The following is a 26,011-nucleotide window of genomic DNA, read 5'->3' on the forward strand; positions in this document are numbered from 1 at the left end:
GGCCGGCGCGACCTGATGTCTCCTATTTGAACCGGCCCTGACGCTGCAGGACCTCGATCTTGTAGCCGTCGGGATCCTCGATGAAGAAGAAGCGCGCGAGCAGCGCTCCGTCGCGATTGAACTCGACGATCTTTTTTGGGTTCAGGCCAAGCGCGCCAAGCCGGTCGTGTTCGCCGTCCAGATCGGCGACCGAAACCGCGATATGGCCGTAGCCGTCGCCGAGCGAATAAGGCTCCTGCCGGCCCTTGTTGACGGTGAGCTCGACTTCGAACTCTGCCTCGGCATTGCTCAAATAGACGAGCGTGAAGGTTTCGAAATCGAGCCGTTCGGCGACATCAAGCCCAAAGGCTTTCCGGTAGAAGTCGACGGACCGGGCCTCGTCCAGAACCCGGATCATGGTGTGAATCGTCTTCGCCAAATGACACTCCGTCGCAGCAGCGCCTTATGCGCGTCGGGGTGATTATGCGCGGATTACTGCAAAGGTGGTGGCAGCCGATTACCACGCGCTACGCTAACGGCGGAATGAAAGACCGTTTAAGGACGAAAGTCCGATTGCTGTTTTCCGCTTTCCGGCTGAAGATAATCGGCCACGACAGGCACTGCTCAAAGGCGCGAATCGCTGCTGATTGCGCCCAAAATCAACAAGAATGGCCAACACCAATAAGAACGGCCAAAAAGGAATAGAACGGGAGGTAACGATGTGCAGGGTTTTTGCCGGGCAGGATCCGGAGGGCTATCGACAGATCAACCGATCGATCCGTATCGATGGGCACTCGACGAGCATCCAGCTTGAGGCGACGTTCTGGGCATTGCTCGACGAGATCGCCGACAGCCAAGGCCTGACGACGCCGAAATTCATCTCGAAGCTCTATGACGAGGCTATCGAAATCAACGGCCAGATTCCAAACTTCGCCTCGATGTTGCGCACGACCTGTGCCCTCTATCTGAAAGGCCATCGGCCAGGCATCGAAGAACACACGGCGCCCAAGCGGCAGGCGGCTTAGTTTTCAGCTGCAACATCGAGCGCCAGCCGGGTCATATCGGTGAAAAGCGCCTGCCGTTCGGAATAGTCGGTTTGCTCGCCGGTCACCACGTTGTCGACGACAGTCAGGATCGACAGGGCCCGGGCGCCGAAATGCGCAGCGATGCGATAGAGCGCGCTGGTCTCCATATCCACGGCGAGCGCGCCTTCAGCCTGCACCCCGGCAAAGCGGGCACACCCCTCCGGATGATAGAATATGTCACTGCAGGCGGTCAGCCCGGCATGGTGTTCGATGCCGAGTTCGCCAGCTCTGGCCACAGCGCGGGCAAGCAGCACAGGATCGGGGCCAGCAGCGGCGTCGTAGAGCCCGTAGACCTGGCCACTCCCCGCACTTTCACCATGAACCGATTGCGAGATCACCAGGCTGCGCAGCCCGACTTTGGCGGTCAAGGCCCCACAGGTACCGGTGCGGATCAGCGTCTTGACGCGATGGAAGTCCAGTAATTCATGCGCGTAGATCAGAAATGACGAGACACCGATCCCCGTCGACTGGATGCTGACCGGCATGCCTTGGAAAAGGCCGGTGAAACCGAGGGCGCCCCTGCGGCGGTTGATGCAGCGCGGCGCCTCGAGAAAAGTCTCTGCCATCCATTCGGCGCGCTGCGGGTCACCCGGCAACAGCACCGTTTCGGCATAATCGCCCCTGCTTGCCTCGTTGTGCGGCGTCACGGCATCTACCCCAAATCCCCGCCGCGTTGTCGTCGCAATCATGGCAGGCTGGCGTGGATGCGCAAGCCACAATTGCGAAACCCCAGTGGCCGGACCTCACTGGTTATGAACGGACGGTTCCCTCTCCGGCGCCGCCAAGTGTAAACGGCATCGTCCTGGCGTCTGTGCGCTGGATCACATTCAGGCCGCGCCCCTTAGATATTTCACCAAGGCAGCTATGCACTTGTTGGTCTAGGATTCGAGCACATCCTTGACGATCGTGGCCAATTGCTTGAGCGAAAACGGCTTCGGCAGGAAGCCGAAATGCGCGTCTGCCGGCAGGTTTTTGGCGAACGCGTCCTCCGCGTAGCCTGAAACGAAGACGAATTTGATGTCAGGCTGCCGCTTGCGCAATTCGCCAAGCAGCGTTGGCCCGTCCATTTCAGGCATCACCACGTCGGAAACGACGATGTCGACTTTGCCGCCGAGCGCCTCGAACACTTCCAGCGCCTCGACGCCCGACGACGCTTCGTGGACAGTGTAGCCGCGCGACGTCAGCGCTCGCATGCCGCCCATGCGCACGGCATCCTCGTCCTCGACAAGCAGCACCGTTGCCGAGCCCGACAAATCCTTGCCGACATCGGCGATCTTTGCCGGTGCAGCCGGCGCCTCGCCGGGTTCGCCCGCCGTTCTCGCCTCTGCAATGTAGCGCGGCAGGAAGATGCGGAACACCGATCCCTTGCCGACTTCGGAATCGCAGAAGATGAAGCCGCCCGTCTGCTTGATGATGCCATAGACCATCGACAGGCCGAGGCCGGTGCCTTTGCCGACCTCCTTGGTGGTGAAGAAGGGTTCGAAAATCTTCTTGAGCACTTCGGGGGCAATGCCGCTGCCGGTGTCTTCGACTTCGACCACGACATAGTCGGCCGGCACCAGTTCGCGGTAGGAAAGGCTCTTGCTCTCCTCCGTGGTCACATTCCGGGTGCGCACGGTAAGGTCGCCGCCGGTCGGCATCGCATCGCGCGCATTGACCGCCAGGTTGACCACCACCTGCTCGAACTGCCCGATATCGACCTTCACCGGCCACAGGTCGCGGCCATGGTCGACCTTTAGCTTGATGTCGTTGCCGACCAGGCGGGCCAGCAGCATCCGGAGATCGGCAAGCACGTCGGTCAGGTTGAGCACCTCCGGCCGCAGCGTCTGCTTGCGCGAGAAGGCCAGGAGTTGCCGCACCAGAGAGGCCGCCCGATTGGCGTTCTGCTTGATGTTCATGATGTCTGGGAAGGACGGGTCCGACGGGCGGTGGTTGGTCAACAAAAGGTCCGACGCCATGATGATGGCGGTCAGCACATTGTTGAAGTCGTGTGCGATGCCGCCGGCGAGTTGGCCGACCGCCTGCATCTTCTGGCTTTGCGCCATCTGGCCCTCGAGCGCCTTCTGCTCGGTGGTTTCGACGGCGTAGACGATGGCCGATTCTTCGGCGCCCTCGCCGGTGCCGTCGGCAACCGCGTTGACGTAGAAGCGCATATGCCGTTCTTCATTGCCGGGCAGAAGCGTATCGATCGGTTCGATGTCGGCCTGCCGTTGTCGCGCTTTCTCGAACGCCGCGGCAAAAGCGGGCCGGTCGCGCTCATGGATCACCGTATCGAGCCGCACGCGCCGATCGACCGCGTCCCCGTCGACGACGGAGGAAAACAGCGACAGGAAGGGCGCGTTGGTGCGCAAGATGCGCCCGCTGTTGTCGACGGCCGCTATTGCCATCGGCGTCGAATTGAAGAAGCGTGTGAAGCGGACCTCGGAGGCGCGAAGATCGGCGGAAGCGTCCTCGCCTTGCGTCCGGTTGAGAACGATGGTGCGCGTCGGACCGCTGACGCCCTCGCGGCTGGCCGAAACCCGATGCATGAAACGCACGGGCAGCGCCTCGCCCTTCACTGTCGTCAGATCGAGATCGATGACGGCGTTGCGCGTGGTGCCGGGATCGGCCTTGACCGAGCGGACCAGCGCCATACCGTCGCCGGCGACGATCTCCGGAAGCGTTACGGCACCGGGCGTGAAGCTCGTCAGGTCGATGCCCAGCCACTCGGCAAGCGTGGCGTTGATGTAGGTGACGCGGCCCTCCTGGTCGGCCGAAAAGAAGCCGGCCGGCGCATGATCGAGATGATCGATGGCCTTTTGCAGATCGAGGAAGAACCGCTCCTGCTCGGCCCGTTCTTCCGAGATGTCGGCGAGTTGCCAGGCGAGCAAGGGCAACCGTTGGCCCGGGACGCTGAAAGCGCGGGCGCGGGCACGATACCAGCGCGCGCCCGGCTCGGCGCCGGGTCGAATGGATTGTGCAAGCCGAAACTCCCCATCGCCGGGCTGGCCGTCGCGCAGACCGGAGGCCAGCCGGTATATGGTCACCGAGGCCTCGGGAACATCGGACAGCAACCCTTCGACTGTCTTGAGATCCGCCGCCGACGCCGCGCCGGTCATATCGGCATAAGCCCGATTGGCGTAGACGACACGCCCCTTGGTGTCGGTGACGAGAAGACCTTGCGACATCGAATCGACGAAGGCTTTCGACAGCTCGTCACTCGTCGAGCGCGGCGTAATCTGCACGAAACCGATGGCGGTAGCGAACAGAAAGCCGACGCCGATCATCGCCAGCACACCAAGCATTCCAAGCAGGAAGGGATCGCCAAGACGTTCGCGGAAAAGGCCGAAGACGATCGCGGCACCCGTCAGAACGGCGATGAAGACGATGAGCCGGGTGACCGCACCCGGTCGCGTGTTCTGGTCGACGATCGGTACCGGATAGAAATCGCCGCGCGCTTCCTTGGCCATGTGCCCCCTGTTCGTGAATTCCGGTACTTGCCCCTGCCCGGTTGAATCACATTCTCAGGGCCTGGAAAAGGCCTTGGCGGCAAATGTCCGCTAAAAATGACGCCCGTTCGGCGCCCGGTGTGATGAATCCGAAATTCGCACCACATTGGCGCAGCGCAGAGCGAAATTTCGGCTTCATCACGCCAGCAACTTGCTGAAAAAATCCAGCGTGGTGGATTTGCAGTTCCGAAACGCTGACGCCGTCAAACCGTTCACGAAGCGCGAAAGGCAACTTGCAGTGGCGTGCCGCAACAGTCTAGTGTCGCGTCTTCTTCGATAGCCGATATTGGGGGCACCAATGCTGCAGTGGCTGGATAGCGTGGCGGGTCCTGGTTATGCCCCGGCAATCCTGTGGACGCTTGTCGCGCTTGTCCTTCTGGCCGTCATTCTCCTCATCGTAAAGCTGATCCGCAATCTGACCTTTGGAACATTCGTCGCCGGCGGCAGGAATCGCAAGACGCGGCTGGCCGTCATGGACGCCACCGCTGTCGACAGTCACCGCCGGCTGGTGCTGGTGCGCCGCGACGATATCGAGCACCTGCTGCTGATCGGAGGCCCGACCGACGTCGTCGTCGAACGCGACATCAGGCTGTCGGCGCTGCGCCGTCCTGCATTGACCGGAGATGGTGGCGGCCATCAGCCGGCCACGCGGCCGCGCGCGCCTCAACCCGCTCCTGCGCCAGTGAGGCAAGCACCGCCTCCGCAGCCGGTGAGCGCGGCCTTAACGCCTACCCGATCCCATCAGGCGGCACCGGCAGCGCAAAGCCATCAGTCGGCGACCATCACGCCACTGCCCGCCTTCGAATCGGCGAACGCCAATGCCGTTCGGCACGCGCCGTCGTCGGCAAGACAGGACACCCCGATTAGGCACGAATCCCCAACCAGGCATGATTCTCGGGATTCTATTGACGATACACTGATGAGGGAGCTCGAGGTCTCGCTTGATGACCCGCAGCCCGCCCGGCCGGAGAACAAGCCGGCGGCAAAAGCGCCGCCGTCTCTCGACGACGAGATGACGAAGCTTCTCGGCGAGCTGTCCAGCCAGAAAAGGTAAACGCCAGATCGGCCAGCAAAATTGGTCGGAGGCCGGCCTGACGTTTCGCGTCTTGCTTCAGTCGTCGCGGTAGACTTTCTCGCGACGCTCGTGGCGCTCCTGCGCCTCGATCGACAAGGTCGCGATCGGACGTGCATCGAGCCGTTTCAGCGCGATGGGCTCGCCGGTTTCCTCGCAATAGCCGTAAGTGCCTTCATCAATGCGCTGCAGCGCGGAATCGATTTTTGAAATGAGTTTTCGCTGGCGATCCCGGGCGCGAAGTTCGATGGCGCGGTCGGTTTCGGACGAGGCCCGATCAGCGAGATCGGGATGGTTGGCGTTTTCCTGCTGCAGGATTTCGAGAGTTTCGCGCGCTTCGCGTAGTATGTCGTTCTTCCAGGTGACGAGCTTCAGGCGAAAGTAGGATTTCTGCCGCTCGTTCATGAATGGCTCGTCTTCGGAGGGTACGTAATTGGCGGTAACGATGTCGTTCATTCGACTCACCCAAACAGCCCCAAATTTGGCGCCTATATATTCGCGGACCGAATGCTGCACAAGCGTAATCGACGACAGTTTCACGCAATTGTTAATGTCGGCCAAAAAGGTATTGGCGGCATCATTCGCATGAAGGGTGCGACCGAATTCGCCTACGTTTCGTTGGGTTTGAAGGGTGCCGGCCATTGTAAACCGAGCTTTTCTCATGGCTAATCCTGCAGCGCCTTTTTGACGGGTTTCGGTATTTGGCACAAGCGAGGGGCCGGTGAGCAAGCTTTATCTGTTGAGGCATGCGAAGGCCGGATGGGCCCTGCCGGGCATGCGTGATTTCGATCGTCCGCTCGACGCATCCGGCCTCGCCGATGCCGAAACTATGGGTGCGGCCATGCGGGCCCACAACTACATTCCGGACCTCACCCTTTGCTCCACAGCAAAGCGAGCGCTGCAAACGCTGGAGGGCGTTGCCGGCCACACCGATCCAGGCAGGGTCCTGTTCCTGGACACGCTCTACAGCGAGGATGCCGCCGGTTATCTCTCGATCATCCGCGGCAATGGCGGGCCAGGCTCGCTGCTCCTCATCGGTCACAATCCGATGACGGAGGATCTTGCGATCGCGCTTTCGGGCGACGGCGACGAGGCTGCGAGGGCAATGCTGAACTACGGGTTCCCAACCTCCGGCCTTGCGGCCGTCCGTTTTCCAGGCAGTCTTGCCAACGCCGCGCAAGGCACCGGCTATCTCGAAGCCTTCGTGACGCCGGCCGATTTCTGACGCCATTTCGAACCTAGCGTGGTGGATTTGCTGCGAATTTCAGATTCGCCACACTAGGCGGCAACGTCTATATCGGAGCGTACCGAAGCCCGAGAGAACCGATTTGGCATCATCGCTGACCACTTTCACCGACGAGGCGAAGATTGCCCTGGATACGCTGTCGGGGCGCGCTACCGGGCTTTTTTCGCCATCGCTGCGGCTGGGTGTTACCGGCCTCTCCCGAGCCGGCAAGACGGTGTTCATCTCGGCCCTTGTCCACAATCTGATCCATGGCGGGCGCTTGCCGCTGTTCGAGGCGCAGAAATCGGGACGCATCGCCCGTGCCTTCCTCGAAGAGCAACCGGATGACGCCGTGCCGCGGTTCCAGTACGAAGATCACATCGCAGCCCTGGTCAACGACCGCCTCTGGCCGGATTCGACACGTGCCATTTCCGAGTTGAGGCTCACCATCGAATATGAATCGGCCTCCGGCTGGAGCCGCATGTTTTCATCAGGCAGACTGTCGGTCGATATCGTCGATTATCCAGGCGAATGGCTGCTCGATTTGCCGCTGCTCGGCAAGTCCTACGGCGATTTCTCGCGCGAAGCTTTCGAGATGGCGGCGTTGCCGGTGCGCGTCGACCTTTCGCAGGAATGGCGCCAGCTCTCGGCCGCAGTCGACCCGAATGCAGACGCCGACGAGATGACGGCGCGCCGCCTCGCAGAGAGCTTCGCCGCCTATCTCAAGGCATGCAAGCTTGATGAGCGGGCGCTTTCGACTTTGCCGCCGGGCCGCTTCCTGATGCCCGGCGATCTTGAGGGCTCGCCGGCGCTGACCTTCGCGCCTTTGCCGGACCTGAGTGAGCGGCGGGCGCGTTCGGGGTCGCTTCAGGCGATGATGGAACGGCGTTACGAGGCCTACAAGACCCATGTCGTCAAGCCGTTCTTTCGGGAACACATCACACGCCTCGACCGCCAGATCGTGCTGATCGACGCCCTGCAGGCCTTGAACGCGGGCCCCGGCGCGATGGCCGATCTCGAACGTGCGGTGACCGAAATCCTCGCCTGTTTCCGCCCCGGCCGCGGCAATTTCCTGACAGACTTTTTTTCGAGGCGCATCGACCGCATATTGGTGGCGGCGACAAAGGCGGACCATCTGCACCACGAAAGTCACGACCGGCTGCAGGCGATCGTGCGGCGGCTTGCCGACCGTGCCGTGGCGCGAGCGAATTTCACCGGTGCCGATGTCGACGTGGTTGCCCTGGCGGCCGTGCGCGCGACCCGCGAAGGCACGGTCAAGCAAGGCCGCGAAACGCTGCCGGTCATCATCGGCACACCGTTGAAAGGAGAGAGAATCAACGGCGAAACATTTGACGGAAACACCGAAACGGCCATATTTCCCGGTGATTTACCGGAGAAAATTGATGCGGTGTTCGATGTCTCTGGACCAGACCATCGGCAAAGCCCAGACCATCGGCAGAATAATGACGATCCGGCGATCCGTTTCGTGCGCTTTCGCCCGCCAAAACTCGAACGCACTGCCGAGGGCATCACGCTGTCGCTGCCGCATATCAGGCTTGACCGTGCCCTGCAGTTCCTGATCGGAGATCATCTGGCATGATAGCGCCCCGCAAGCCGGCGGCATTTCGCATCGAGCCGGAAGCCACTGCAAAGGAACAGGCGGCCTTCCGCCAGCCCGACGCCCCGTCAGCGCGAAAGCCGCGCGCGCTGAAGACGGATGGTGCAGTCGTCGTGCCGGCCGAGATCGATGTCTTCGACGAGCCCGACATCGTCGCCGCCGAACCGCCGCCGGCGACCGCGCCGCGGAAGCGTTCGCTGCTTGGAAGCCTGTTCTTCGGCGCATTGGGCGTTCTAGTTTCGCTGGCCCTCGGGCTTTGGACCGACCAGCTGATCCGCGATCTGTTCGCACGCGCCGAATGGTTGGGCTGGCTGGCCGCCGGGATGGCCGTGATCGCGGCGCTGGCGCTTCTGGTCATCCTTGTCCGCGAATTCCTGGCGATCGCCCGCCTCGCCGAGGTCGAAAAACTGCAGAAGCGGGCACTCGACGCCATCGCCCGCGACGATCCGAAAGCCGCCCGCGCCGTGGTCGACGAGCTCTCGGCGTTTGTCGCGGCCAAGCCCGAAACCGCGGCCGGCAGACGCGCGCTGGCTGAACTGCGCGACGAGATCATCGATGGTGGCAATCTGGTGCGCCTGGCCGAGACCGAAATCCTCGGGCCCCTCGATGCGCGCGCCAAGGTGATGATCCTCGACGCAGCAAAGCGTGTTTCGCTGGTAACGGCGGTCAGCCCCCGCGCCCTGGTCGACGTCGCCTATGTCGTGTTCGAAGCCGGACGGCTGATTCGCCGCTTGTCGGAACTTTATGGCGGTCGGCCGGGCACGCTGGGATTCTTCCGGCTGGCCCGCAGCGTTCTCGCCCATCTGGCAGTGACCGGCTCGATTGCCGTGGGCGACAGTTTCGTTCAGCAGATCGTCGGCCACGGCCTCGCTGCCCGGCTCTCGGCAAAGCTTGGCGAAGGCGTCGTTAACGGCATGATGACGGCGCGTATAGGCATTGCGGCGATGGAAACCGCGAGGCCCCTGCCCTTCAGTGCCACGAAACGGCCCGGCATGGGCGATTTCCTGTCCGCTCTGACGTCGTTCGCAACCAAAAAGCAGAAGGAAACATCCGCTTCCGACGCGTGACAGCCGCCGCCAGCCCCACGCGGTTTCAGCGGCCCGCAAAGGACGCTGTAAGCACTGACGCAGTCTTTCAGTTCCGGGTCATGCACCAGCGGTGACGAAGCATTAACCAATCTTGTTCATGGTCGGACGGGTTCCAAACCAGTCTCTTTGTTGCCGGGTGTCGTCGATGAAAAGCGTGATCTTGTCCAACGTCCTGGCCCTGGCGGTCATCGTTTCAACAACTGCTGGCCTGGTCGAAAAGTCCTTTGCGGCAGAATCGGACAAGCAGTTCTTTCAATCGGTGGAAGGCAAATGGGTCGGTCCCGGAGAAATCGTCGCCGGCAAGTACAAGGGGACGAAATTCACCTGCAGCTTCACCGGCTCGACACCTGACGGCAAGATCGGCATGTCGCTGGACGGCGGTTGCCGGGTCGGCATGTTCACCCAGCAGATGTCGGCGACGATCCAGCGCAAGGGCCGCGAAGGCTACAAGGGCAGCTTCATGGGCGGCGCCGCCGGTTCCGGTCTCGACATCGTCGGCGGCAATGTGGTCAGCGCCAACAAGGTCGTCTTCACCATCAACCGCAACCAGTTGCGCGGCGTCATGCAAGCCCTTGTCCCCAACGACAATTCGATGACGGTCACGGTTGCGGTGCGTGTCGACCAGCAATTGGTGCCGGTCATCGGCATGAAGCTGAAGCGGGTCGATGCGCTCGAGGTCGGCTCTATCGCGCCGAACTGAGTGATTATTTTGCGCGTTCGATAGGACGCGCGTGCCGGGTGCGTAAAAGCTGTGGAGCGCGCCTGCAACACTGCCGCACCAGTTTCCGAATTCGGACTGTTCGTTCTCCGCCGAAGCCCCTATCTTGGCCGCTCGATGCCGCAGCACATGCAGCGGTCCTCTAGAGAACGGAATGGCAGGCATGGCGGCAGAGGCAGCGGGCAGCGATCTTATCCACGTGGTGGCGCTGCTGGCCGCAGGTGTTGTCGCCGTGCCGATTTTCAAGCGCATGGGGCTTGGCTCCATCCTAGGCTATCTGGCGGCCGGCGTGGTGATCGGGCCGTTCGGACTTCGTATCTTTTCCGAATCGGAAGCCATTCTTCACGTCGCCGAACTCGGCGTCGTCATGTTCCTGTTCATCATCGGGCTGGAGATGCAGCCGTCACGGCTATGGAGCCTCAGGCGAGAGATCTTTGGCCTTGGGGCATTGCAGGTCGGCGTGTGCGCGCTGTTGCTTACCGGCGTCGGACTGGCAGGCGGTTTTCCCATCGCGCAATCCTTCGTCGCCGGCGCCGGCTTCGTGCTGACCTCGACGGCGATCGTCATGCAGCTTCTGGAAGAACGCGGCGAGATTGCAGCGCCCAAAGGCCAGCGCATCGTCTCTATCCTGCTGCTCGAGGACCTGGCGATCGTGCCGCTGCTGGCGCTGATCGCGTTCCTGGCACCGGGCGGCGCCGATATGAGCCTGACGCAGCGGCTGACCGAGGTGGGCATCGGCCTTGCTGCCATCCTCGGACTGGTGCTGGCCGGGCGTTTCCTGCTCAATCCGTTCTTCCGCATACTGGCGGATGCCCGCGCCCGCGAGGTGATGACCGCGGCCGCTCTTCTGGTCGTTCTGGGATCGGCGCTTGTCATGCAGCTCAGCGGCCTCTCGATGGCGATGGGCGCTTTCCTGGCCGGCGTGCTTTTGTCGGAATCCACCTTCCGCCATCAGTTGGAGGCCGATGTCGAACCATTCCGCGGTGTCCTGCTTGGGCTGTTCTTCCTTGCGGTCGGCATGTCGCTCGACCTGCATGTGGTCGTCGAGAACTGGCGGATTGTCGCCGTCTACGTCGTCGCCTACATGGTGATAAAGGCGATCGGCATCTATCTCGTCGCCCGCATCCTCAAGACCGGTCACCGCGAAGCGCTCGAGCGTGCCGTGTTCATGGCGCAAGGCGGCGAATTCGCCTTCGTTCTCTATTCCGCCGCAGCGGCGGTCGGCATCATCGACAGCCAGGCTAATGCGACCCTGACGGCGATCGTCATCATCTCTATGGTGCTGACGCCTCTGGCCATCGTGGCGTTGCGGTATTTGACGCCGCGCGACGAGCAATCGCTCGAAGGCGTCGACATTGCCGATGGCCTTACCGGCAGCGTGCTGATCATCGGCTTTGGGCGCTTCGGCCAGATCGCCAGCCAGCCGCTGCTGTTGCGCGGGATCGACGTGTCGATCATCGACAATGATGTCGAAATGATCCAGGCGGCCGCCGATTTCGGCTTCAAGGTCTACTATGGCGACGGCACGCGGCTGGATATCCTGCATGCCGCGGGCGCCGGTCGCGCACGCGCCGTGCTCATATGCGTCGACAAGGCTGATGTCGCCATCCGCATTGCCGAACTCATCAAGGCGGAGTTCCCCTTGCTCACGGTGCTGGCAAGAGCCTTCGACCGTGGCACGGCGCTACAATTGATTCGTGCAGGTGTCGACTTCCAGCTTCGGGAAACCTTCGAATCAGCCCTCGTTTTCGGCGGTTCCACCCTCGAAGCCCTGGGTGTCGACCCGGAAGAGGTCGCCGAAGCGATCGAGGATGTCCGGCGACGCGATACTGCCCGCATCGAAACGCAGCTTGCCGAAGGCATTCGGGCCGGACAACGCTTCCTGAAGGGCAATATCGGCACGCCCATTCCGACACCGCTCACCCCGCCACGTCGTATCGGCCAGGCGCTCAACGAGGAGACCGCCGGCGTGCTGCATAAATCCGAACCTGCGGACTGACCGAGGATCACTCATGGACATCGACACGCGAGCCTTTTCAGTCACCAAATTCTGGCGTGACGCCGGGAAGGATGCATGGTTCGAGAAGCATGACACTTTCGACACGGAGTTCCGCAACCGGTTTCTCGACCTGCACTACGCAGCCGCACGGCGTGAATGTGACGACTGGTCGGAGCATGCCGAAGGCTCGCTGGCGCTGATGATCCTGCTCGACCAGTTCCCGCGAAATTGCTTTCGTGGCACCGGCCATATGTATGCCACCGATCCGCTGGCAAGACATTTCGCCGCAAAGGCCATCGCCGCCGGCCAGGATCTGGCGTTGGACGAAGACCTGCGCGCCTTCCTCTATTTGCCGTATGAGCATTCGGAAAATCTCGCCGACCAGCTCAAATCGATGGAGCTGTTTACCGCCAAAGCCCCATCCTATCTGAAATATGCGGTCGAGCACCTGGAGATCATTCAGCGGTTCGGCCGTTTTCCGCATCGAAACAGGATGCTTGGCCGCGAGACGACGGCGGAAGAACAGGTGTTCCTCGACGGAGGCGGATTTTCCGGCTGAGTTCAGTGCGTCGGCCCACAAGTGGTTACCGGTTTGGGCCCGATGCTTCAGGCCAACCACCAATCCCGGCCAGACGGCAATTGCTCGATACCGGCGCTGTCGAGAGCGGCAAGCCGCTCCGGCACGCTTCTGCCGCCGACGGTGAGGCCAGGCGCGATCTCGGCCAGCGGCGCCAGAACGAAGGCGCGCTCCAGCATGCGCGGATGCGGCACTTCCAGCCCGGTTTCGTGAATGACCCGATCGCCGAACACCAGAATGTCGATGTCGATCAAGCGTGGCCCCCAGCGTTCCTCGCGCACCCGCTTCAATCTGCGTTCGACGCCGAGACAAAGATCGAGCAATGCATGTGGTGCGAGTGCGGTCGAAATTTCGGCCGCCGCATTGAGAAAATCCGGCTGATCGAGCTTGCCCCAGGGTGGCGTGCGATAAAGCGAGGAGACGACGACGACACGCGTGTTCTCGTCGGCGTCCATCATGCGCAGGGCCGCGCCCATCGACCTCGCCGGGTCGCCGATATTGCCGCCAAGGCTGAGATAGACAGTGTTATCGTTGTTGTTTTTATTCTGGCCAGACAACGGTCACCTCGACATGATCGAGCACGCCGGGCACCGGCGCGTTCGGCTTGCGCACAGTGATCTCGGCCCTTTTGATCTGGGGAAACTGGGCCGTCAGCGCCCGAGCCACCTCCAGCGCCAGCGCTTCTATCAGAAAACGCCTCTCTCCGGTTATGATCCTTTCGATCACCCCGAAGGCTACACCATAGTGGACGGTGTCCTCGATGGAATCATCGACCAGCGCGCGGCCGGGTTCGACGGTGAGCGCAGCGTCGACATAGAAGCGCTGGCCGAGCGTCTCCTCCTCATCCAGCACGCCGTGCCGGGCGAAGAAGGCGCAGTTCTTCATGCGGATGACATACATTGCTCAGCGTCTCGCTCGATTAGAGCGACGTGCGTCCATGTGGGCGGACAAATTACGCTCTAACGCTTTTAATCTAAGCATCTCGCAAAAATCGATTTCGGTTTTCGCGCTTATGCATTGGTCTCGCGCGCCAGCATAGCATCCGCAAGCGCCAGCGCATCGACATTGATTGCGACATCGTGGACGCGAAATAGCTGCGCGCCCTTGAGCCTCAGGATGACGCTCGTCGCCGCTGTTCCGGCGCCCCTGGCCGAGGCGTCGCGGCCGGTGACGGCGCCGATGAAGCGCTTTCGCGATGTGCCCGCCATCAGCGGAAAACCCAACGCACCGAGTTCGGAAAACCGTGCCATCAGGTCGAGGTTTTCTTCCGCTGTTTCCTTGGCGAAGCCGAAGCCCGGATCGAGCACGATCTGGTCGTCGGCAACGCCGCTTCGCCGCGCGATTTCCAGTGATTTCCTGAGGAAGAAAAACTGATCGTCGATCACATCGGGCAATTTCTGCCGGTCACGCCCAGTGTGCATGATGATAAGCCCGGCACCGGTCTCGGCCGCGACCCGCGCGATGCCGGGTTCGCGCTGCAGGCCCCAGACATCGTTGACGACATGAGCGCCGGCGGCGACGGCAAGCCGGGCGGTGTCCTCGCGATAGGTATCGACCGAAATCAGCGCCTTGCCAAATCTGGCGAGCGCCTCGATGATCGGCAGCACGCGGGCCTGCTCTTCCTCGATGGTTACGGGAGATGCACCGGGGCGTGTCGATTCCCCGCCGACGTCAATGACAGAGGCCCCCTCTTCCACCATCCGGCGCGCCTGGGCGATCGCCTGTTCGGGCGCAACGAACAGCCCCCCGTCGGAAAAACTGTCCGGCGTGACGTTGAGAATACCGACGATCACAGCCTTGCCGCCAAGGTCGAGACGGGCCCCATGCGCCAGCTGCCATCCCCTTGTCGTCATTGTCCATCAACCATGTGTGATCCATCACAGATCAATTCCGTTGCGTCGGCAACGGCCGTAACGCAAGGTGGGTAAAGAGGCAACATGATGAAACGCTCCCTGCTCTGTGCCCTGATGCTCGCTTTTTCCGCCTTGCCGGCGGGCACGGCGAGTCTGGTAAAAACATATAGCTACTTCAGCATCGGCGGCAGAACGCTCGACGACATCGGAACCCAGCTTACGAAACTCGGCCCCCAAGTGAAAAGCACCGGGATGCGGCATCCCGGCGCCACACAGATGGCATTCACCACTCGCGTCAGCTACGCGGAAAAATCGAATTCCTGCCGGATTGCCGACGCCAACGTCATCGTCAAGGTCAAGGTGATCCTTCCCGAGTGGCGCCGCTCGCGCAAGGCCGATGCGGGCGTAAGGCTGTTCTGGGATACGTTGTCCGCCGACATCAAGCGCCATGAGGACCGCCATGTCGAGATCGCCAAGAACCATGCCCGCGAACTCGAGGATGCGCTGAAGGCGACCTACCCGCGGAAGAATTGCCAGGAGGCCAAGACCAAGGCTGCGGAGATAGCCGCCGCAATTCTTGCCAAGCACGATCGGGCCCAGGTGCAATTCGATCGCGTCGAGAGCATCAATTTCGAAAGCCGCATCCTCAGGCTGCTGCGTTATCGCATGGAGCGCATCGAGAACGGCCGGCTGCCGGGCTAGCCTGCGCCAGACGGTAACGATTTAGGCACTGGCAGGGCCTTCGCCTCGACACGTCGGGGATCGCCTGCTATTGCCACGCCGCTGTTAGACGAAGCGCATGCCGGTCGGTAGCCCGGCGATCCCGCCTCGCGGGATCCGAAGCCCCGTTGCCCCGACGAGGTCCACAGCCCCGTTCAGAGGGTCCGATTTCCGGCCTGTCGCCGCCACCGGCGCTTAGAAGGACGGCCTCGGCTCTTCCTCTGGAAACAGTGTCGCCAGCGGCGGACGGAGTGGATCGATGGACAAAGCTGTCAGCGAAGCGGCCACGGCGCCGGTAGAGGCGTCGCCGCTGACGGAAAGTGAAAAGAATGCCATCATCGGCGGCGTGCTGCTGTCAATGCTGCTGGCGGCGCTAGACCAGACCATCGTCGCGCCGGCAATGCCGACCATCGCGCATTTGCTTGGACATGCCGAATATCTGCCGTGGATCGTTACCGGCTATCTTCTGACCGCGACCGCTACGGCGCCGCTCTACGGCAAGATCTCCGACGTCTACGGCCGCCGGCCGACCGTCTATGCGGCAATCCTCATCTTTCTCGCCGGATCGCTTGTCAGCGCCATGGCCCCCAACATGCTCGTCCTGGTCGTTGGACGGGCGATCCAGGGCGCCGGCGGTGGCGGCCTGTTCGCCCTGGCGCAAACCGTGATCGGCGATCTCGTTCCACCGCGCGAACGCGCACGTTATGCGGCCTGGATCGCAGGCACATGGGCGGTTGCCAGCATCGCCGGGCCGCTGCTCGGCGGCACCTTCGCCGAACATCTGCACTGGTCGCTGATCTTCTGGATCAACATCCCGCTCGGCCTTTTGGCCATGGCGATCATCGACAAGCCGCTCAAGAAGCTGCCGGTCGCCGCAAAGCATCACCGCATCGACGGCCTCGGCGCGCTGCTTCTTGTCGTGGCCACCGCGCTATTGCTTCTTGCACTGAATTGGGGCGGCAGCGCCTACCCCTGGTCGTCGCGCGAAATCCTTGGATTGCTCGCCTGCTCGGCTGTCTTTAGCGGCGCGTTTGCGCTGCGGCTCATGCGCGCGGCCGAACCGCTGATCTCGCTCGAAGTGCTCGGCAATCCGATCGTGCTTGCCGGCACGCTTTCGATGTTCCTGCTGCAGGCCGCCAATGTCGGCCTGGCGGTCTACCTGCCCGTCTATCTGCAGTCTGTCCTTGGTCTCTCGGTCAGCAATTCGGGCATCGCGATGCTCGGGCTGTTGCTCGGCACCGTCGCAGGCGCGACATTCAGCGGCCGCATGATACCGCGCTTTGTCCACTACAAGCGCATCGCGGTGGCGGGAACGATCTTTGCCATAGCCTGTCTTGGCCTGCTCAGCCTTGTCGCCGGCCAGGCCTCGCTGGTGGTTGTCGAGATTCTGACGACCTGCATAGGGCTGGGTGCCGGGACGACGTTCCCGGTTGTCACCGTAGCGGTCCAGAACGCGGTCGACCGCCCGCATCTGGGTGTCGCGACCGGCGTGCTGGCATTCCTTCGCTCGCTGGGCAGCGCGCTTGGTGTCGCCATGCTCGGCACGGTCGCGCTCGGCTACGGTCTGCCGTTGGCCAGCGAAGGCGCGCCGACGGCCGGCCATATCGCATCGGCCGCCCCGTTCGTGATGATCTTTCTTGCCGCCGCGGCGACGCTGCTCGTATCGCTTGTCACGCTCGGCCTGATGCCGGAGAAGCCGCTGCGCGGCCATCCCGAGGCCGAGGGGCCGATTCTCGTTGAGTAAGAGTGGAGTGTCAGCCGGCGACGCCGAGCTTCTTCTGCAGGCTGGTCGACGAGGTCGTATACTGGAATACGATGCGCTCGCCGGGGCTGATGATGCGCTTGGCCGCCTGCGCCATCAGGGCGACCTCATGGAAGCCCGACAGGATCAGCTTCAGCTTGCCGGGGTACCAGTTGATGTCGCCGACGGCAAAGATGCCCGGCACCGACGTCTGGAACTTCTCGGTATCGACCGGGATCATGTTCTCGTGGAGATTGAGCCCCCACTCGGCGATCGGCCCGAGCTTCATGGTCAGGCCGAAGAACGGCAGCATCCGCGTGCACGGCACCTCGATGTCACCGTTCGGTCCCTTGATCGTCGCGGAGGAAAGCTGGCCGTCGGCGCCGGTCAGGCCGGTCACCTGCCCGACCTGGAAATCCAGTTCCTTCATCTCCTGCATGGCGTACATCTTGTTGACGCTGTCGGGCGCCGCGCGGAATTCCGGCCGTCGGTGGACCAGTGTCACGCTCTTGGCCACCGGCTGCAGGTTCAGCGTCCAGTCGAGCGCCGAATCGCCGCCGCCGACGATGACGAGGTCGTGGCCGCGAAATTCCTCCATCCGGCGAACGGAGTAGAAAACGCTCTTGCCTTCATAAAGCTCGATGCCCGGGATCGGCGGCCGCTTCGGCTGGAACGAGCCGCCGCCGGCGGCGATAACCACAACCTTGGCCTCGAACACCTCGTTCTCGTCGGTGATGACGCGAAAGCTGCCGTCATCGAGCTTTTCGAGGCTCGAGACCATGCGGTTAAAGGTGAAGTCGGGCTTGAACGGCGCGATCTGCTCAAGCAGCTTGTCGACCAGCCCCTGCGCCGAGATCGACGGCCAGCCGGGAATGTCGTAGATCGGCTTTTCTGGATAGAGTTCGGCGCATTGCCCGCCGGGCCGGTCGAGTATGTCGATCAGATGGCACTTCATGTCGAAGAGGCCGAGTTCGAACACGGCGAACAGGCCGACAGGCCCTGCCCCGACAATCAATACGTCCGTTCTGGTGATATCGGTCATGAATGCGCCTTTGATGCGCATGACCCCGAAAATCAGAATCGATTTCCGTTAGGACCATGCGCCAGATCACGGTGCTACAGCCGTCCTTTGCGTGTCCAAGAGGCGCGCGACGCTGTAGAGAACGGCGCGACACTGCATGACCATTGGCCCGCTGCCAAGCGGGGGCCAGAAAAATCGGCCATATACCCGCGCTTCAGCCTTCACTCTTCAGCCTTGGCGGGCGGGCACGCGCACAACCAGGCCGTCGAGAGCGTCGCGCACCTTGATCTGACAGGAGAGCCGTGAGTTCGGCTGGACGTCGTAGGCGAAGTCCAGCATGTCCTCTTCCATCGCTTCCGGCTCGCCGACCTCGGCCGTCCATGCCTCGTCGACATAGACGTGGCAGGTCGCACAGGCGCAGGCGCCACCGCATTCGGCCTCTATCCCCGGCACGGCGTTGCGGATCGCGTTCTCCATGACGGTCGAGCCGTTTTCGGCATCCACGTCAAAATGTGTGCCGTCATGGGCGATGAAGGTCAGCTTGGTCATTTGTCACCTGAAGGAAGTCCCAGCCGAGATAATCACTCCGGCAGACAAGTCAACTGCCGCGCGAAAGCGGCGTTCTATGCCGTTTTTTCGGAAATGGGTTTAACGACTGACGGCGGCGACGAAATCGCGGACTTCTTCGATCAGCGAACCAAGCCGCTTGAGGGTGTTGGTGTCTTCAGGCTGATGTTCGATCGCGCTGGCGCAGTCGGCGATAGCGAAAGCGCCGACACCGCGCGCCGAGCCTTTCAGCCCATGCGCCAGAAGCAATCTTTGGCTCACATCGGCATCGACGATCTTATCGCGAACGGAAAGCGCCTGCTGCACGAACAGCGCCAGCACCTCCTGTTCAAGGCTGCGGTCGCCCATCGTCTGGCGCGCGAGATGCGCCAAGTCCACCGGCCGCGACCCAGCCGTTCCCGATACGTCACCGCCGGGCATCGAAAAGGCAATGCCGTTATCGCCACGCATGAATCTGCAACTCCATTCTTCCAGCCGAAAAAACTAGGCGCATCCTGTGCACAACGGGTTAATGATTGGCCCGGAAAAATGTCGCGATAGCGGCGCCGGAATCACGGTTCTGTTAACCTTATATTTAAAGTTTTACGTATCGCACCGAATGCATGTTTTCTTTACCCGGGTGTGTCATTACGATACGACAGGTCCATTTTCAGCCTCTTGCGTGGGACACGACAAGCAGAATCATAAGTCCCGCGGCAGCTTGTACAGGGTAGCGAAGGCATGGCGAAGAAAACAACGACGGCAAGAACGCTCGACAGCGACGTAGCCAGGGAACTCGAAAAAGCACTTGAAATCGACCTGAGCGGGGACGTCGGCGGCGATCTCGATATCGCGGCGTCGATGGAAGATCTGGAAGCCCAGATATCGCAGGCTGCGGACGAGCTGGCGCGCGAAGGCCGCAACCAGAATGCCGAGCCTGTCGTCAGTCAAAGCCCGAACGTCGAGCCCGTCGCGAACCAGAGCCAGAAGGCGGAGCCCGTCACCAACCAGGACCAGGACCAGGCAAAGCCCGCTGCAAAGGCCAAGCCGGCTGAACTGCGCCCTGTGGAAACGCGCAATGGCCAGCAGCCGGCTGGTTTCACGCCAGCCAATGATCCCCGTCAAAAAGATTACAAAACGCTGCTGCACACCCTCAATCGGCGTGCTTCCAACACGATCTACTGGGTCGTGGCGCTCGTTTCGCTCGCCTGGATCGCCGGTGCCGGTGCATTGGCCAATATGCTGTTTGGACCAAGCATCTGGCAGATCCGCACGCCCGACCAGTTTTTCGCCCGTCCCGAACTGATCGGCCTGGCGGCTGCTGCAATTTTGCCCCTCCTCCTGTTCTGGGCGTTTGCAGCCATGATCCGCCGCGCGCAGGAAATGCGCATCGCCGCTCAGTCGATGACGGAAGTGGCCTTCCGCCTCACCGAGCCGGAAAATATAGCCCAGGATCGCGTCATGATGATCGGGCAGGCGGTTCGCCGCGAGGTGGCGGCCATGGGCGAAGGCATCGAGCGTACGCTTGCGCGTGCCGTCGAGCTAGAAACCCTCGTGCACAGCGAAGTCAACCAGATCGAGCGCTCCTACTCCGAGAATGAATCCCGCATCCGCTCGCTTGTCGACGGGCTGGGCAGCGAGCGCGAAGCGGTGGTCACCCACGCCGAACGCGTGCGTGCCTCGATCACCGGCGCGCACGAGACGCTGAAGGACGAAATCGGGGCTGCCAGCGACATCATTCGCGACAGCATCCTCAACGCCTCGACCAACCTGTCGATGACCATCACCAACTCAGGTGACACGCTGATCGACAGGATCAACCAAAGCTCGATGTCGATCTTCGATTCGGTGGAAGGCCGTCTCGAATCGATCACGGACCGGCTGTCGACCTCCGGCGAAGCCTTCGCCAGTCTCCTCGATACACGCATTGCCAAGCTGACGGACACGACCGACGGCCTCACCCGGTCGCTGACCGATCTGCTCGACGATCGGACCTCCGGCATGGTTTCGCTGCTTGGTGGTGCCGCGCGCACGCTCAACTCCGAATTCGAAGCCAGCCTTGACGGCATCGAGCGGACGCTGGCCGAGCGCGGCCAGGCGCTGATCAGCGAATTCCAAACCCGCGCCGAAGCGCTGGACACCGGCACACAGAAGCTCAACGCCGCGCTCGAGGCCCGCGCACGCCAGATCAACGAGACTTTGGTCGAGCGCGCGCGCGAAATCGCCCATACCTTCCAGGAAAGCAAAGAGACGCTGTCGGCGATGATCGATCAGGGCAAGACCCAGATCGGCGCCGACATGGCCGACATCGTTTCGTCGACCTCGTCTATGCTTGAAGCGCGCGCCGGTGACTTCGCCGGGCGCATGGAAGCGGCCCGTCATGTGGTGTCGCGCTCCTTCGACGCCGACATCCAGCGGCTTGCCGATGCCCGCGTCGGCATCGAGGAAGCCGTCGAGAACCACAGCCGCAAGCTTTCCGAAAGCCGCGAACGCATGGCGGCGGCAATGGAAGCCGATCTGGCGAAATTCGCCGAAAGCCGCGCCGGCATCGACGCAGCGGTCACCGACCAGGTGCAGAAGCTTGCCGAAGGCCGCAACCTGATCTCGCGCGCTCTCGAAGAGGATTTGCGCAAGGTCAACGAGTCGCGTGCCACCATCGATGCTTCGCTCGGCAGCCATCTCGAAAGACTCGAAGAGGGCCGCAACAGGCTTTCACAGGCTTTGAACGAAGACTCCGGAAAACTTGTACAAGCCCGTACGATTATTGATGAAATGGTTGCCGGCCATGTTGGAAAGCTCGCCGAAGGCCGCAGCATTCTTTCACGCGCTCTCGAAGCCGATCTCGGCAAGCTGGCCGACAGCCGCGCCAGCATCGACGGGCTGGTCGCCGGCCAGGTCGAGAAGATCGCCGAAGGTCGCGCCATACTCGCCAAGGCGCTGGAAGCAGACGTTATCGGCATCAAGGGGCTCATCGAGAGCCATTCCGCCAAGCTGGCGGAAGATCGCACGCAGCTTTCGCGCTCACTCGAAACCGACCTTTCCGGCATCCGAGGCCTAATCGAGGACCATTCGGGCAGGCTCGCCGACGATCGCAGCCTGCTTTCGCAGACGCTCGAGGCTGACCTTTCCAAATTGGCGGAAAGCCGGTCGAGCATCGACGGACTGGTCGCCGGCCAGGTCGAGAAGCTTGCCGAAGGCCGCGACATCCTCAAGCGCGCGCTGGAATCCGATCTCAACACGATCAAGGACGTCATATCGAGCCAGTCGGAAAGGCTGGCGGAGGACCGTGGTCAGCTCTCACAGGCATTGGAAGCCGATTTGCAGAGCGTAAACAGCCTCATCTCCGACCATATGAACAGACTTGCTCAGGATCGTTCGACCCTGTCGAAGGCGCTCGAAGACGATCTTGCCAAGCTGGCGGAAAGCCGCTCCAGCATCGATGGGCTGGTGACCGGCCAAGTCGAGAAGCTGGCAGAGGGGCGCGACATCCTCAGGCGCGCACTGGAAGCGGACCTCAACACTATCAAGGGCGTCGTCGCCGACCAGTCCCAGCAGTTGACCGACAGCCGCGCAGAGTTTGCCCGTGCGATCGAGGCCGATCTCGGCACCGTCAGCAATCTTGTCAACAGCCACGCCGAAAAACTCGTCCAGGAGCGCTCGACATTGTCGAAGGCGCTCGAAGACGATCTCGCCAAGCTGGCGGAAAGCCGGTCGAGCATCGACGGGCTGGTTGCCGGCCAGGTCGAGAAACTGGCCGAAGGCCGCGACATCCTCAGACGTGCGCTGGAAGCAGACCTAAATACCATCAAGGGTGTCGTCGCCGACCAGTCGCAGCAGCTGACCGACAACCGGGCACAGTTTGCTCGGGCGCTGGAGACCGATCTCGGCAGCGTCAACGGCCTTGTAAACAGCCACGCCGAGAAGCTCATCCAGGATCGCTCGACCCTGTCGAAGGCGCTCGAAGACGATCTCGCCAAACTGGCTGAGAGCCGGTCGAGCATCGACGGGCTGGTTGCCGGCCAAGTCGAGAAACTGGCCGAAGGGCGCGACATCCTCAGACGTGCGCTGGAAGCAGATCTGCAGAAAATCGCAATGAGCCGCAGCGACGTAGACGAGATCATCGCCGGGCATGTCGGCAAGCTGGCCGAAGGCCGTGACGCGCTGACCCGCGCGCTGGAGGACGATCTCTCCAAACTCGCCGACACACGCAAGGAAGTCGACCGTTCCTTGTCCGGTCATATCGACCAGATCGCCGCCAGAAGCAGCGACATCTCCGATGCCATTGCCGCCGATGTCGAAAAGATCGAGCGGGCGTTCAGCCGCCAGACCGGCATCATCGAGGAGCGCGCCGGAACCATGGAGCGCGCGCTGTCGACCGGTGTCGACAACGTCCGCAGCGTGCTCGAAAAGAGCGCCGTCTTCGTTGCAGGAGCGCTGCGTGAAAAGGTGATGGAAGTCACCAGCGCGCTGCATGAACAGGCAGGCGCGGCGTTCAGCGACGCCGACCGCAAGATCGCCGAGCGTGCCGAGCAGACTTCGGCTGCCTTGCTCGCCAGAGCGGAGGATATCGCCCGCACCTTCGAGGAGGCGGACCGCCGCCTCGCCGAACGTGCCGAGGACAGGTCAAGCGCGCTCATTGCCCGCGCCGAGGATACATCGAGCGCAATCATCGCCCGTGTCGACGATACGTCGAACTCGTTGCTGGCGCGCGCCCAGCAAACAGCCGACCAGCTGGCAGTCCGTGCCAGCGAGATCGCCGGCACATTCGATGCGGCGGACCAGAAGCTGGTTGCCCGCGCAGTCGAAACGGCGCAGTCGCTGGCCGCACGCGCCGGCGACATCCTGCGCAATTTCGAAGGCGCCGACGAACGGCTCGGCGTACGCATCGGCGAATCGGCCGAAGCGCTCGCGGCTCGGGCATCCGACCTTGGCCGCATTTTCGATGCCGCCGATCAGCAGCTGATGTCGCGCATTGCCGAAGGTTCGGAAGCGCTGTCGGCCCGCGCATCCGAGATCGGCCGTATCTTCGACGAGGCGGATCACCGTCTGGTGTCCCGCATCGCCGACAGTTCGTCGACGATCGGAGAGCATACCGAGAACATCGTGGGGGCATTTGCCAGCACCGAGCAGCGGGTTGCCGAACGTGCGAGGCAGACCGGTCAGGAACTTGCCGTCCATGCCCGCGAAATCGAGCAGGCGCTGGCCGGCGCCGACGAGCGCCTGGCGTCCAGCGCCGCGGCTGCGGCGGCTCGCGTCGAGGAGCAGGTTGCCAACGTCGAGAACCGTCTCGCCTACACCACCGAGACGTTGGGCCAGAAGCTCAACGAGCAGGTTTCGACCGCCGAGGCGCAACTCATTTCGCGCGCCAATTCGATCGCGGAAACCTTCACCGCTGTCGGCCAGCATATCGGCCAGAGCACCAACGATGCGGCGAAGACGATCGGCACCAACACCCGCGAGCTCAACACCATGCTTGCGGCGCGTTCGGCGGAAATCTCGAAGATCCTCGACGAAACGGCACGGCCTTTGGTCGAGCGCTTCGCCCAGGGTGGCTCAGAACTGCAAAAGAGCATGGAAGAAGTCACCGAACGCGCCACCGAGAAACTGCGCAGCGAAAACGCCGCCTTGGTCGACGCGCTCGCCAGCCGCACGGCCGAAACATTGTCGGCCGTCGAAGGAGCGCGCTCGACGCTTGCCGACAGTGTCGCTGATCTCATCGGCCGCATGAGCAGCTCCAGCGCGCAGCTCGGTCAGTTGATCGAGCAGGCGGCGGCCAATCTGGGCCAGGTCGACGAGCGCCTGAGCGGCAGCACGCAGAGCTTCGCGGCAACGACCGAAAAAGCCGCACAGACCTTCGCTAGTTCGGCGCGCCTGGTCGATTCGAATACGACACGGCTTACCGAATTGTCGTCTGCCACCTTGCGCGAGGTCGCCTCGATCGCCACCAAGTTCGACGAGCACAGCCGTCTGCTGTCCAGTGCTTCGGACCTGTTGAGCTCGGCCCAGAGCAACCTCGAACACACGCTGGAAAGGCAGTCGTCGCTTGAGGACCTGGCCGTCGGCCTGGTCAAGAAATCGGAAGATCTCGAAAAGGTCATGCGCTCGTTCGAGACCCTGGTCGGCCAGACGTTGCAGAATGCCGAAGGCAAGACGCTGGAATCGGCGGACAAGATCCGTACCGCCATCTCCGACGTCGTCGATTCGGCAACGAAGCGCTTCGCCGACGCGACCGAGGAGATGCGACGCACCGCCGGCTCGATCAAGAGCGAGCTCGACCTCACCCGCGCCGAGCTCAAGAAGGGCGTCATCGAGATGCCTGAAGAGGCAAAGGAATCGACCACGGCCATCCGCCGCGCCGTTTCCGAGCAGATCAACGCGCTGAAGGAACTTTCTGAAATCGTTGCGAAATCGGGTCGCAGCACCGACTCCTCGGAGCCGCGCAATCTGCGTCCAGCACCGCAAGCGCCTGCCGCGCGCGCCGCTGAACCGCAGCGCCGTCCTTCGGCCCCGCAACCGGAACCTCGCGCCCCGCAGGCGCCATCGGGTGACACCGCACTGCGTGGCACGCTCGACCTGGAAAGCCCGGCTGAGACGGCGCCGCGCCAGCGCGACCCCGGCCGTGCGCCGCAGGGCGGCTGGGTGCGCGATCTCTTGACCGGGGCATCTCGCGAAGAGGTCACCAAGCCCGCGGCGCCCTCAGAAGCGCCACGCTCGGCACCTGCCCAGCGCTCGCCGCTTCATGTCGTGGAGTCGCTCAACTCGCTCTCCGTCGACATCGCCCGCGCCATCGATCACGATGCCTCGATCGAGCTGTGGAACCGCTACCGGCGCGGCGAGCGTGACGTGTTCACGCGGCGTCTCTACACACTGAAAGGCCAGCAGACTTTCGACGAGATCCGCCGCAAATACCAGATGGAGGCGGAATTCCGCGCCGCCGTCGACCGTTACTGCGATGATTTCGAAAAGCTGCTCAAGGATGTGTCGCGCAACGACCGCGATAACATGATGGCGCAGACTTACCTGACATCGGACACCGGCAAGGTCTACACGATGCTTGCCCACGCCAGCGGCCGTCTGCATTGATCGGGCGCCAAACAAGAGGCGGGCCTCGGCCCGCCTCTTGTTTCCCCCGGGCAGCAAGCTTGTTACGTGATGTTCACTGCATGTCGTCGGCCGCGCCGCCTCACCGCCTCCGCCTGCCGGGACCTTCTCTCGTATAGCAACACCCGGCAAGGCAGTGACGGGCAGCGCAAACCTGAAGCAATTGCTCTGCTGCGGCAG

The 26,011-nt window shown here is 62.5% G+C and carries 21 protein-coding genes; 11 read left to right on the forward strand and 10 right to left on the reverse strand.

Annotation, left to right across the window (positions count from 1 at the left end; translation table 11 throughout):
• Nucleotides 1-22: 22 nt before the first annotated feature.
• A complete protein-coding gene (locus tag NKH73_RS18935; RefSeq protein WP_126106435.1) occupies nucleotides 23-418 on the reverse strand; it encodes a VOC family protein in 396 nt (131 codons plus the stop codon).
• Between the two features lie 280 nt (nucleotides 419-698).
• Between NKH73_RS18935 and NKH73_RS18940 the strand changes: the two genes are divergently transcribed.
• On the forward strand, nucleotides 699-1,004 hold the full coding sequence (locus NKH73_RS18940) for a ribbon-helix-helix domain-containing protein (RefSeq protein ID WP_127204129.1): 306 nt from the start codon (nucleotides 699-701) through the stop codon (nucleotides 1,002-1,004).
• Here NKH73_RS18940 and NKH73_RS18945 read toward each other — a convergent pair.
• Nucleotides 1,001-1,711, reverse strand: coding sequence for a purine-nucleoside phosphorylase (locus NKH73_RS18945; RefSeq protein ID WP_352934668.1), 711 nt, complete (start codon nucleotides 1,709-1,711; stop codon nucleotides 1,001-1,003). The two genes, NKH73_RS18940 and NKH73_RS18945, sit on opposite strands and share 4 nt — an antisense overlap.
• Nucleotides 1,712-1,942: 231 nt before the next feature.
• A complete protein-coding gene (gene cckA / locus NKH73_RS18950; protein WP_352934671.1) occupies nucleotides 1,943-4,513 on the reverse strand; it encodes a cell cycle histidine kinase CckA in 2,571 nt (856 codons plus the stop codon).
• A 337-nt stretch (nucleotides 4,514-4,850) separates the two neighbouring features.
• Here cckA and NKH73_RS18955 point away from each other — a divergent pair, with 337 nt between their 5' ends.
• A complete protein-coding gene (locus NKH73_RS18955) occupies nucleotides 4,851-5,606 on the forward strand; it encodes a hypothetical protein (protein ID WP_352934674.1) in 756 nt (251 codons plus the stop codon).
• Between the two features lie 57 nt (nucleotides 5,607-5,663).
• Here NKH73_RS18955 and dksA read toward each other — a convergent pair whose 3' ends face one another.
• Complete coding sequence (dksA, locus tag NKH73_RS18960; protein WP_181057150.1) at nucleotides 5,664-6,080, reverse strand: RNA polymerase-binding protein DksA; 417 nt, start codon at nucleotides 6,078-6,080, stop codon at nucleotides 5,664-5,666.
• A gap of 265 nt (nucleotides 6,081-6,345) precedes the next feature.
• Between dksA and NKH73_RS18965 the strand changes: the two genes are divergently transcribed.
• The 6 genes from NKH73_RS18965 to NKH73_RS18990 all read left to right on the forward strand — a co-directional run bounded on the left by NKH73_RS18965 (nucleotide 6,346) and on the right by NKH73_RS18990 (nucleotide 12,831).
• Entirely contained in the window at nucleotides 6,346-6,849 is a 504-nt protein-coding gene (locus tag NKH73_RS18965) for a SixA phosphatase family protein (protein WP_352934677.1), read from the forward strand.
• A 103-nt stretch (nucleotides 6,850-6,952) separates the two neighbouring features.
• Nucleotides 6,953-8,449 carry a YcjX family GTP-binding protein gene (locus NKH73_RS18970; protein ID WP_352934679.1) on the forward strand — a complete coding sequence of 499 codons (1,497 nt, stop codon included), beginning with the start codon at nucleotides 6,953-6,955 and terminating at the stop codon, nucleotides 8,447-8,449.
• Entirely contained in the window at nucleotides 8,446-9,534 is a 1,089-nt protein-coding gene (locus NKH73_RS18975) for a YcjF family protein (RefSeq protein ID WP_352934682.1), read from the forward strand. Before NKH73_RS18970 ends, NKH73_RS18975 begins: the two co-directional genes overlap by 4 nt.
• A 166-nt stretch (nucleotides 9,535-9,700) precedes the next feature.
• Nucleotides 9,701-10,255 (forward strand): hypothetical protein, encoded by a 555-nt coding sequence (locus NKH73_RS18980; RefSeq protein WP_352934685.1) that lies wholly within the window; start codon nucleotides 9,701-9,703, stop codon nucleotides 10,253-10,255.
• 181 nt (nucleotides 10,256-10,436) lie between these two features.
• A complete protein-coding gene (locus NKH73_RS18985; protein WP_352934689.1) occupies nucleotides 10,437-12,272 on the forward strand; it encodes a monovalent cation:proton antiporter-2 (CPA2) family protein in 1,836 nt (611 codons plus the stop codon).
• 13 nt (nucleotides 12,273-12,285) lie between these two features.
• The gene (locus NKH73_RS18990; RefSeq protein WP_352934692.1) at nucleotides 12,286-12,831 is read left to right on the forward strand and encodes a DUF924 family protein; all 546 of its coding nucleotides are present in this window, start codon (nucleotides 12,286-12,288) and stop codon (nucleotides 12,829-12,831) included.
• Between the two features lie 47 nt (nucleotides 12,832-12,878).
• Here NKH73_RS18990 and folK read toward each other — a convergent pair whose 3' ends face one another.
• The 3 genes from folK to folP all read right to left on the reverse strand — a co-directional run bounded on the left by folK (nucleotide 12,879) and on the right by folP (nucleotide 14,702).
• Nucleotides 12,879-13,406, reverse strand: a complete 528-nt coding sequence (gene folK / locus NKH73_RS18995) for a 2-amino-4-hydroxy-6-hydroxymethyldihydropteridine diphosphokinase (protein ID WP_352934695.1) — start codon at nucleotides 13,404-13,406, stop codon at nucleotides 12,879-12,881.
• The gene (gene folB / locus NKH73_RS19000; protein ID WP_352934698.1) at nucleotides 13,390-13,749 is read right to left on the reverse strand and encodes a dihydroneopterin aldolase; all 360 of its coding nucleotides are present in this window, start codon (nucleotides 13,747-13,749) and stop codon (nucleotides 13,390-13,392) included. Before folB ends, folK begins: the two co-directional genes overlap by 17 nt.
• 110 nt (nucleotides 13,750-13,859) lie before the next feature.
• Complete coding sequence (folP, locus tag NKH73_RS19005; protein WP_352934701.1) at nucleotides 13,860-14,702, reverse strand: dihydropteroate synthase; 843 nt, start codon at nucleotides 14,700-14,702, stop codon at nucleotides 13,860-13,862.
• Between the two features lie 84 nt (nucleotides 14,703-14,786).
• Here folP and NKH73_RS19010 point away from each other — a divergent pair, with 84 nt between their 5' ends.
• Both NKH73_RS19010 and NKH73_RS19015 read left to right on the forward strand, forming a co-directional pair.
• Nucleotides 14,787-15,404 carry a DUF922 domain-containing Zn-dependent protease gene (locus tag NKH73_RS19010; protein ID WP_352934704.1) on the forward strand — a complete coding sequence of 206 codons (618 nt, stop codon included), beginning with the start codon at nucleotides 14,787-14,789 and terminating at the stop codon, nucleotides 15,402-15,404.
• Nucleotides 15,405-15,681: 277 nt separating this feature from the next.
• On the forward strand, nucleotides 15,682-17,166 hold the full coding sequence (locus tag NKH73_RS19015; protein WP_352934707.1) for an MDR family MFS transporter: 1,485 nt from the start codon (nucleotides 15,682-15,684) through the stop codon (nucleotides 17,164-17,166).
• A 10-nt stretch (nucleotides 17,167-17,176) separates the two neighbouring features.
• Here the strand turns inward: NKH73_RS19015 and NKH73_RS19020 are convergent, their stop codons facing one another.
• From NKH73_RS19020 to NKH73_RS19030, 3 genes are all read right to left on the reverse strand, one after another.
• The gene (locus NKH73_RS19020; RefSeq protein ID WP_352934709.1) at nucleotides 17,177-18,205 is read right to left on the reverse strand and encodes an NAD(P)/FAD-dependent oxidoreductase; all 1,029 of its coding nucleotides are present in this window, start codon (nucleotides 18,203-18,205) and stop codon (nucleotides 17,177-17,179) included.
• Nucleotides 18,206-18,412: 207 nt separating this feature from the next.
• A complete protein-coding gene (locus NKH73_RS19025) occupies nucleotides 18,413-18,733 on the reverse strand; it encodes a 2Fe-2S iron-sulfur cluster-binding protein (protein WP_006334837.1) in 321 nt (106 codons plus the stop codon).
• 99 nt (nucleotides 18,734-18,832) lie between these two features.
• On the reverse strand, nucleotides 18,833-19,201 hold the full coding sequence (locus NKH73_RS19030) for an Hpt domain-containing protein (protein ID WP_352934712.1): 369 nt from the start codon (nucleotides 19,199-19,201) through the stop codon (nucleotides 18,833-18,835).
• A 270-nt stretch (nucleotides 19,202-19,471) separates the two neighbouring features.
• Here NKH73_RS19030 and NKH73_RS19035 point away from each other — a divergent pair, with 270 nt between their 5' ends.
• Nucleotides 19,472-25,813, forward strand: a complete 6,342-nt coding sequence (locus NKH73_RS19035; RefSeq protein WP_352934713.1) for a kinesin — start codon at nucleotides 19,472-19,474, stop codon at nucleotides 25,811-25,813.
• Nucleotides 25,814-26,011: the final 198 nt, after the last annotated feature.

The organism is Mesorhizobium sp. M0938 (genome assembly GCF_040319125.1).
GTDB lineage: Bacteria > Pseudomonadota > Alphaproteobacteria > Rhizobiales > Rhizobiaceae > Mesorhizobium > Mesorhizobium robiniae.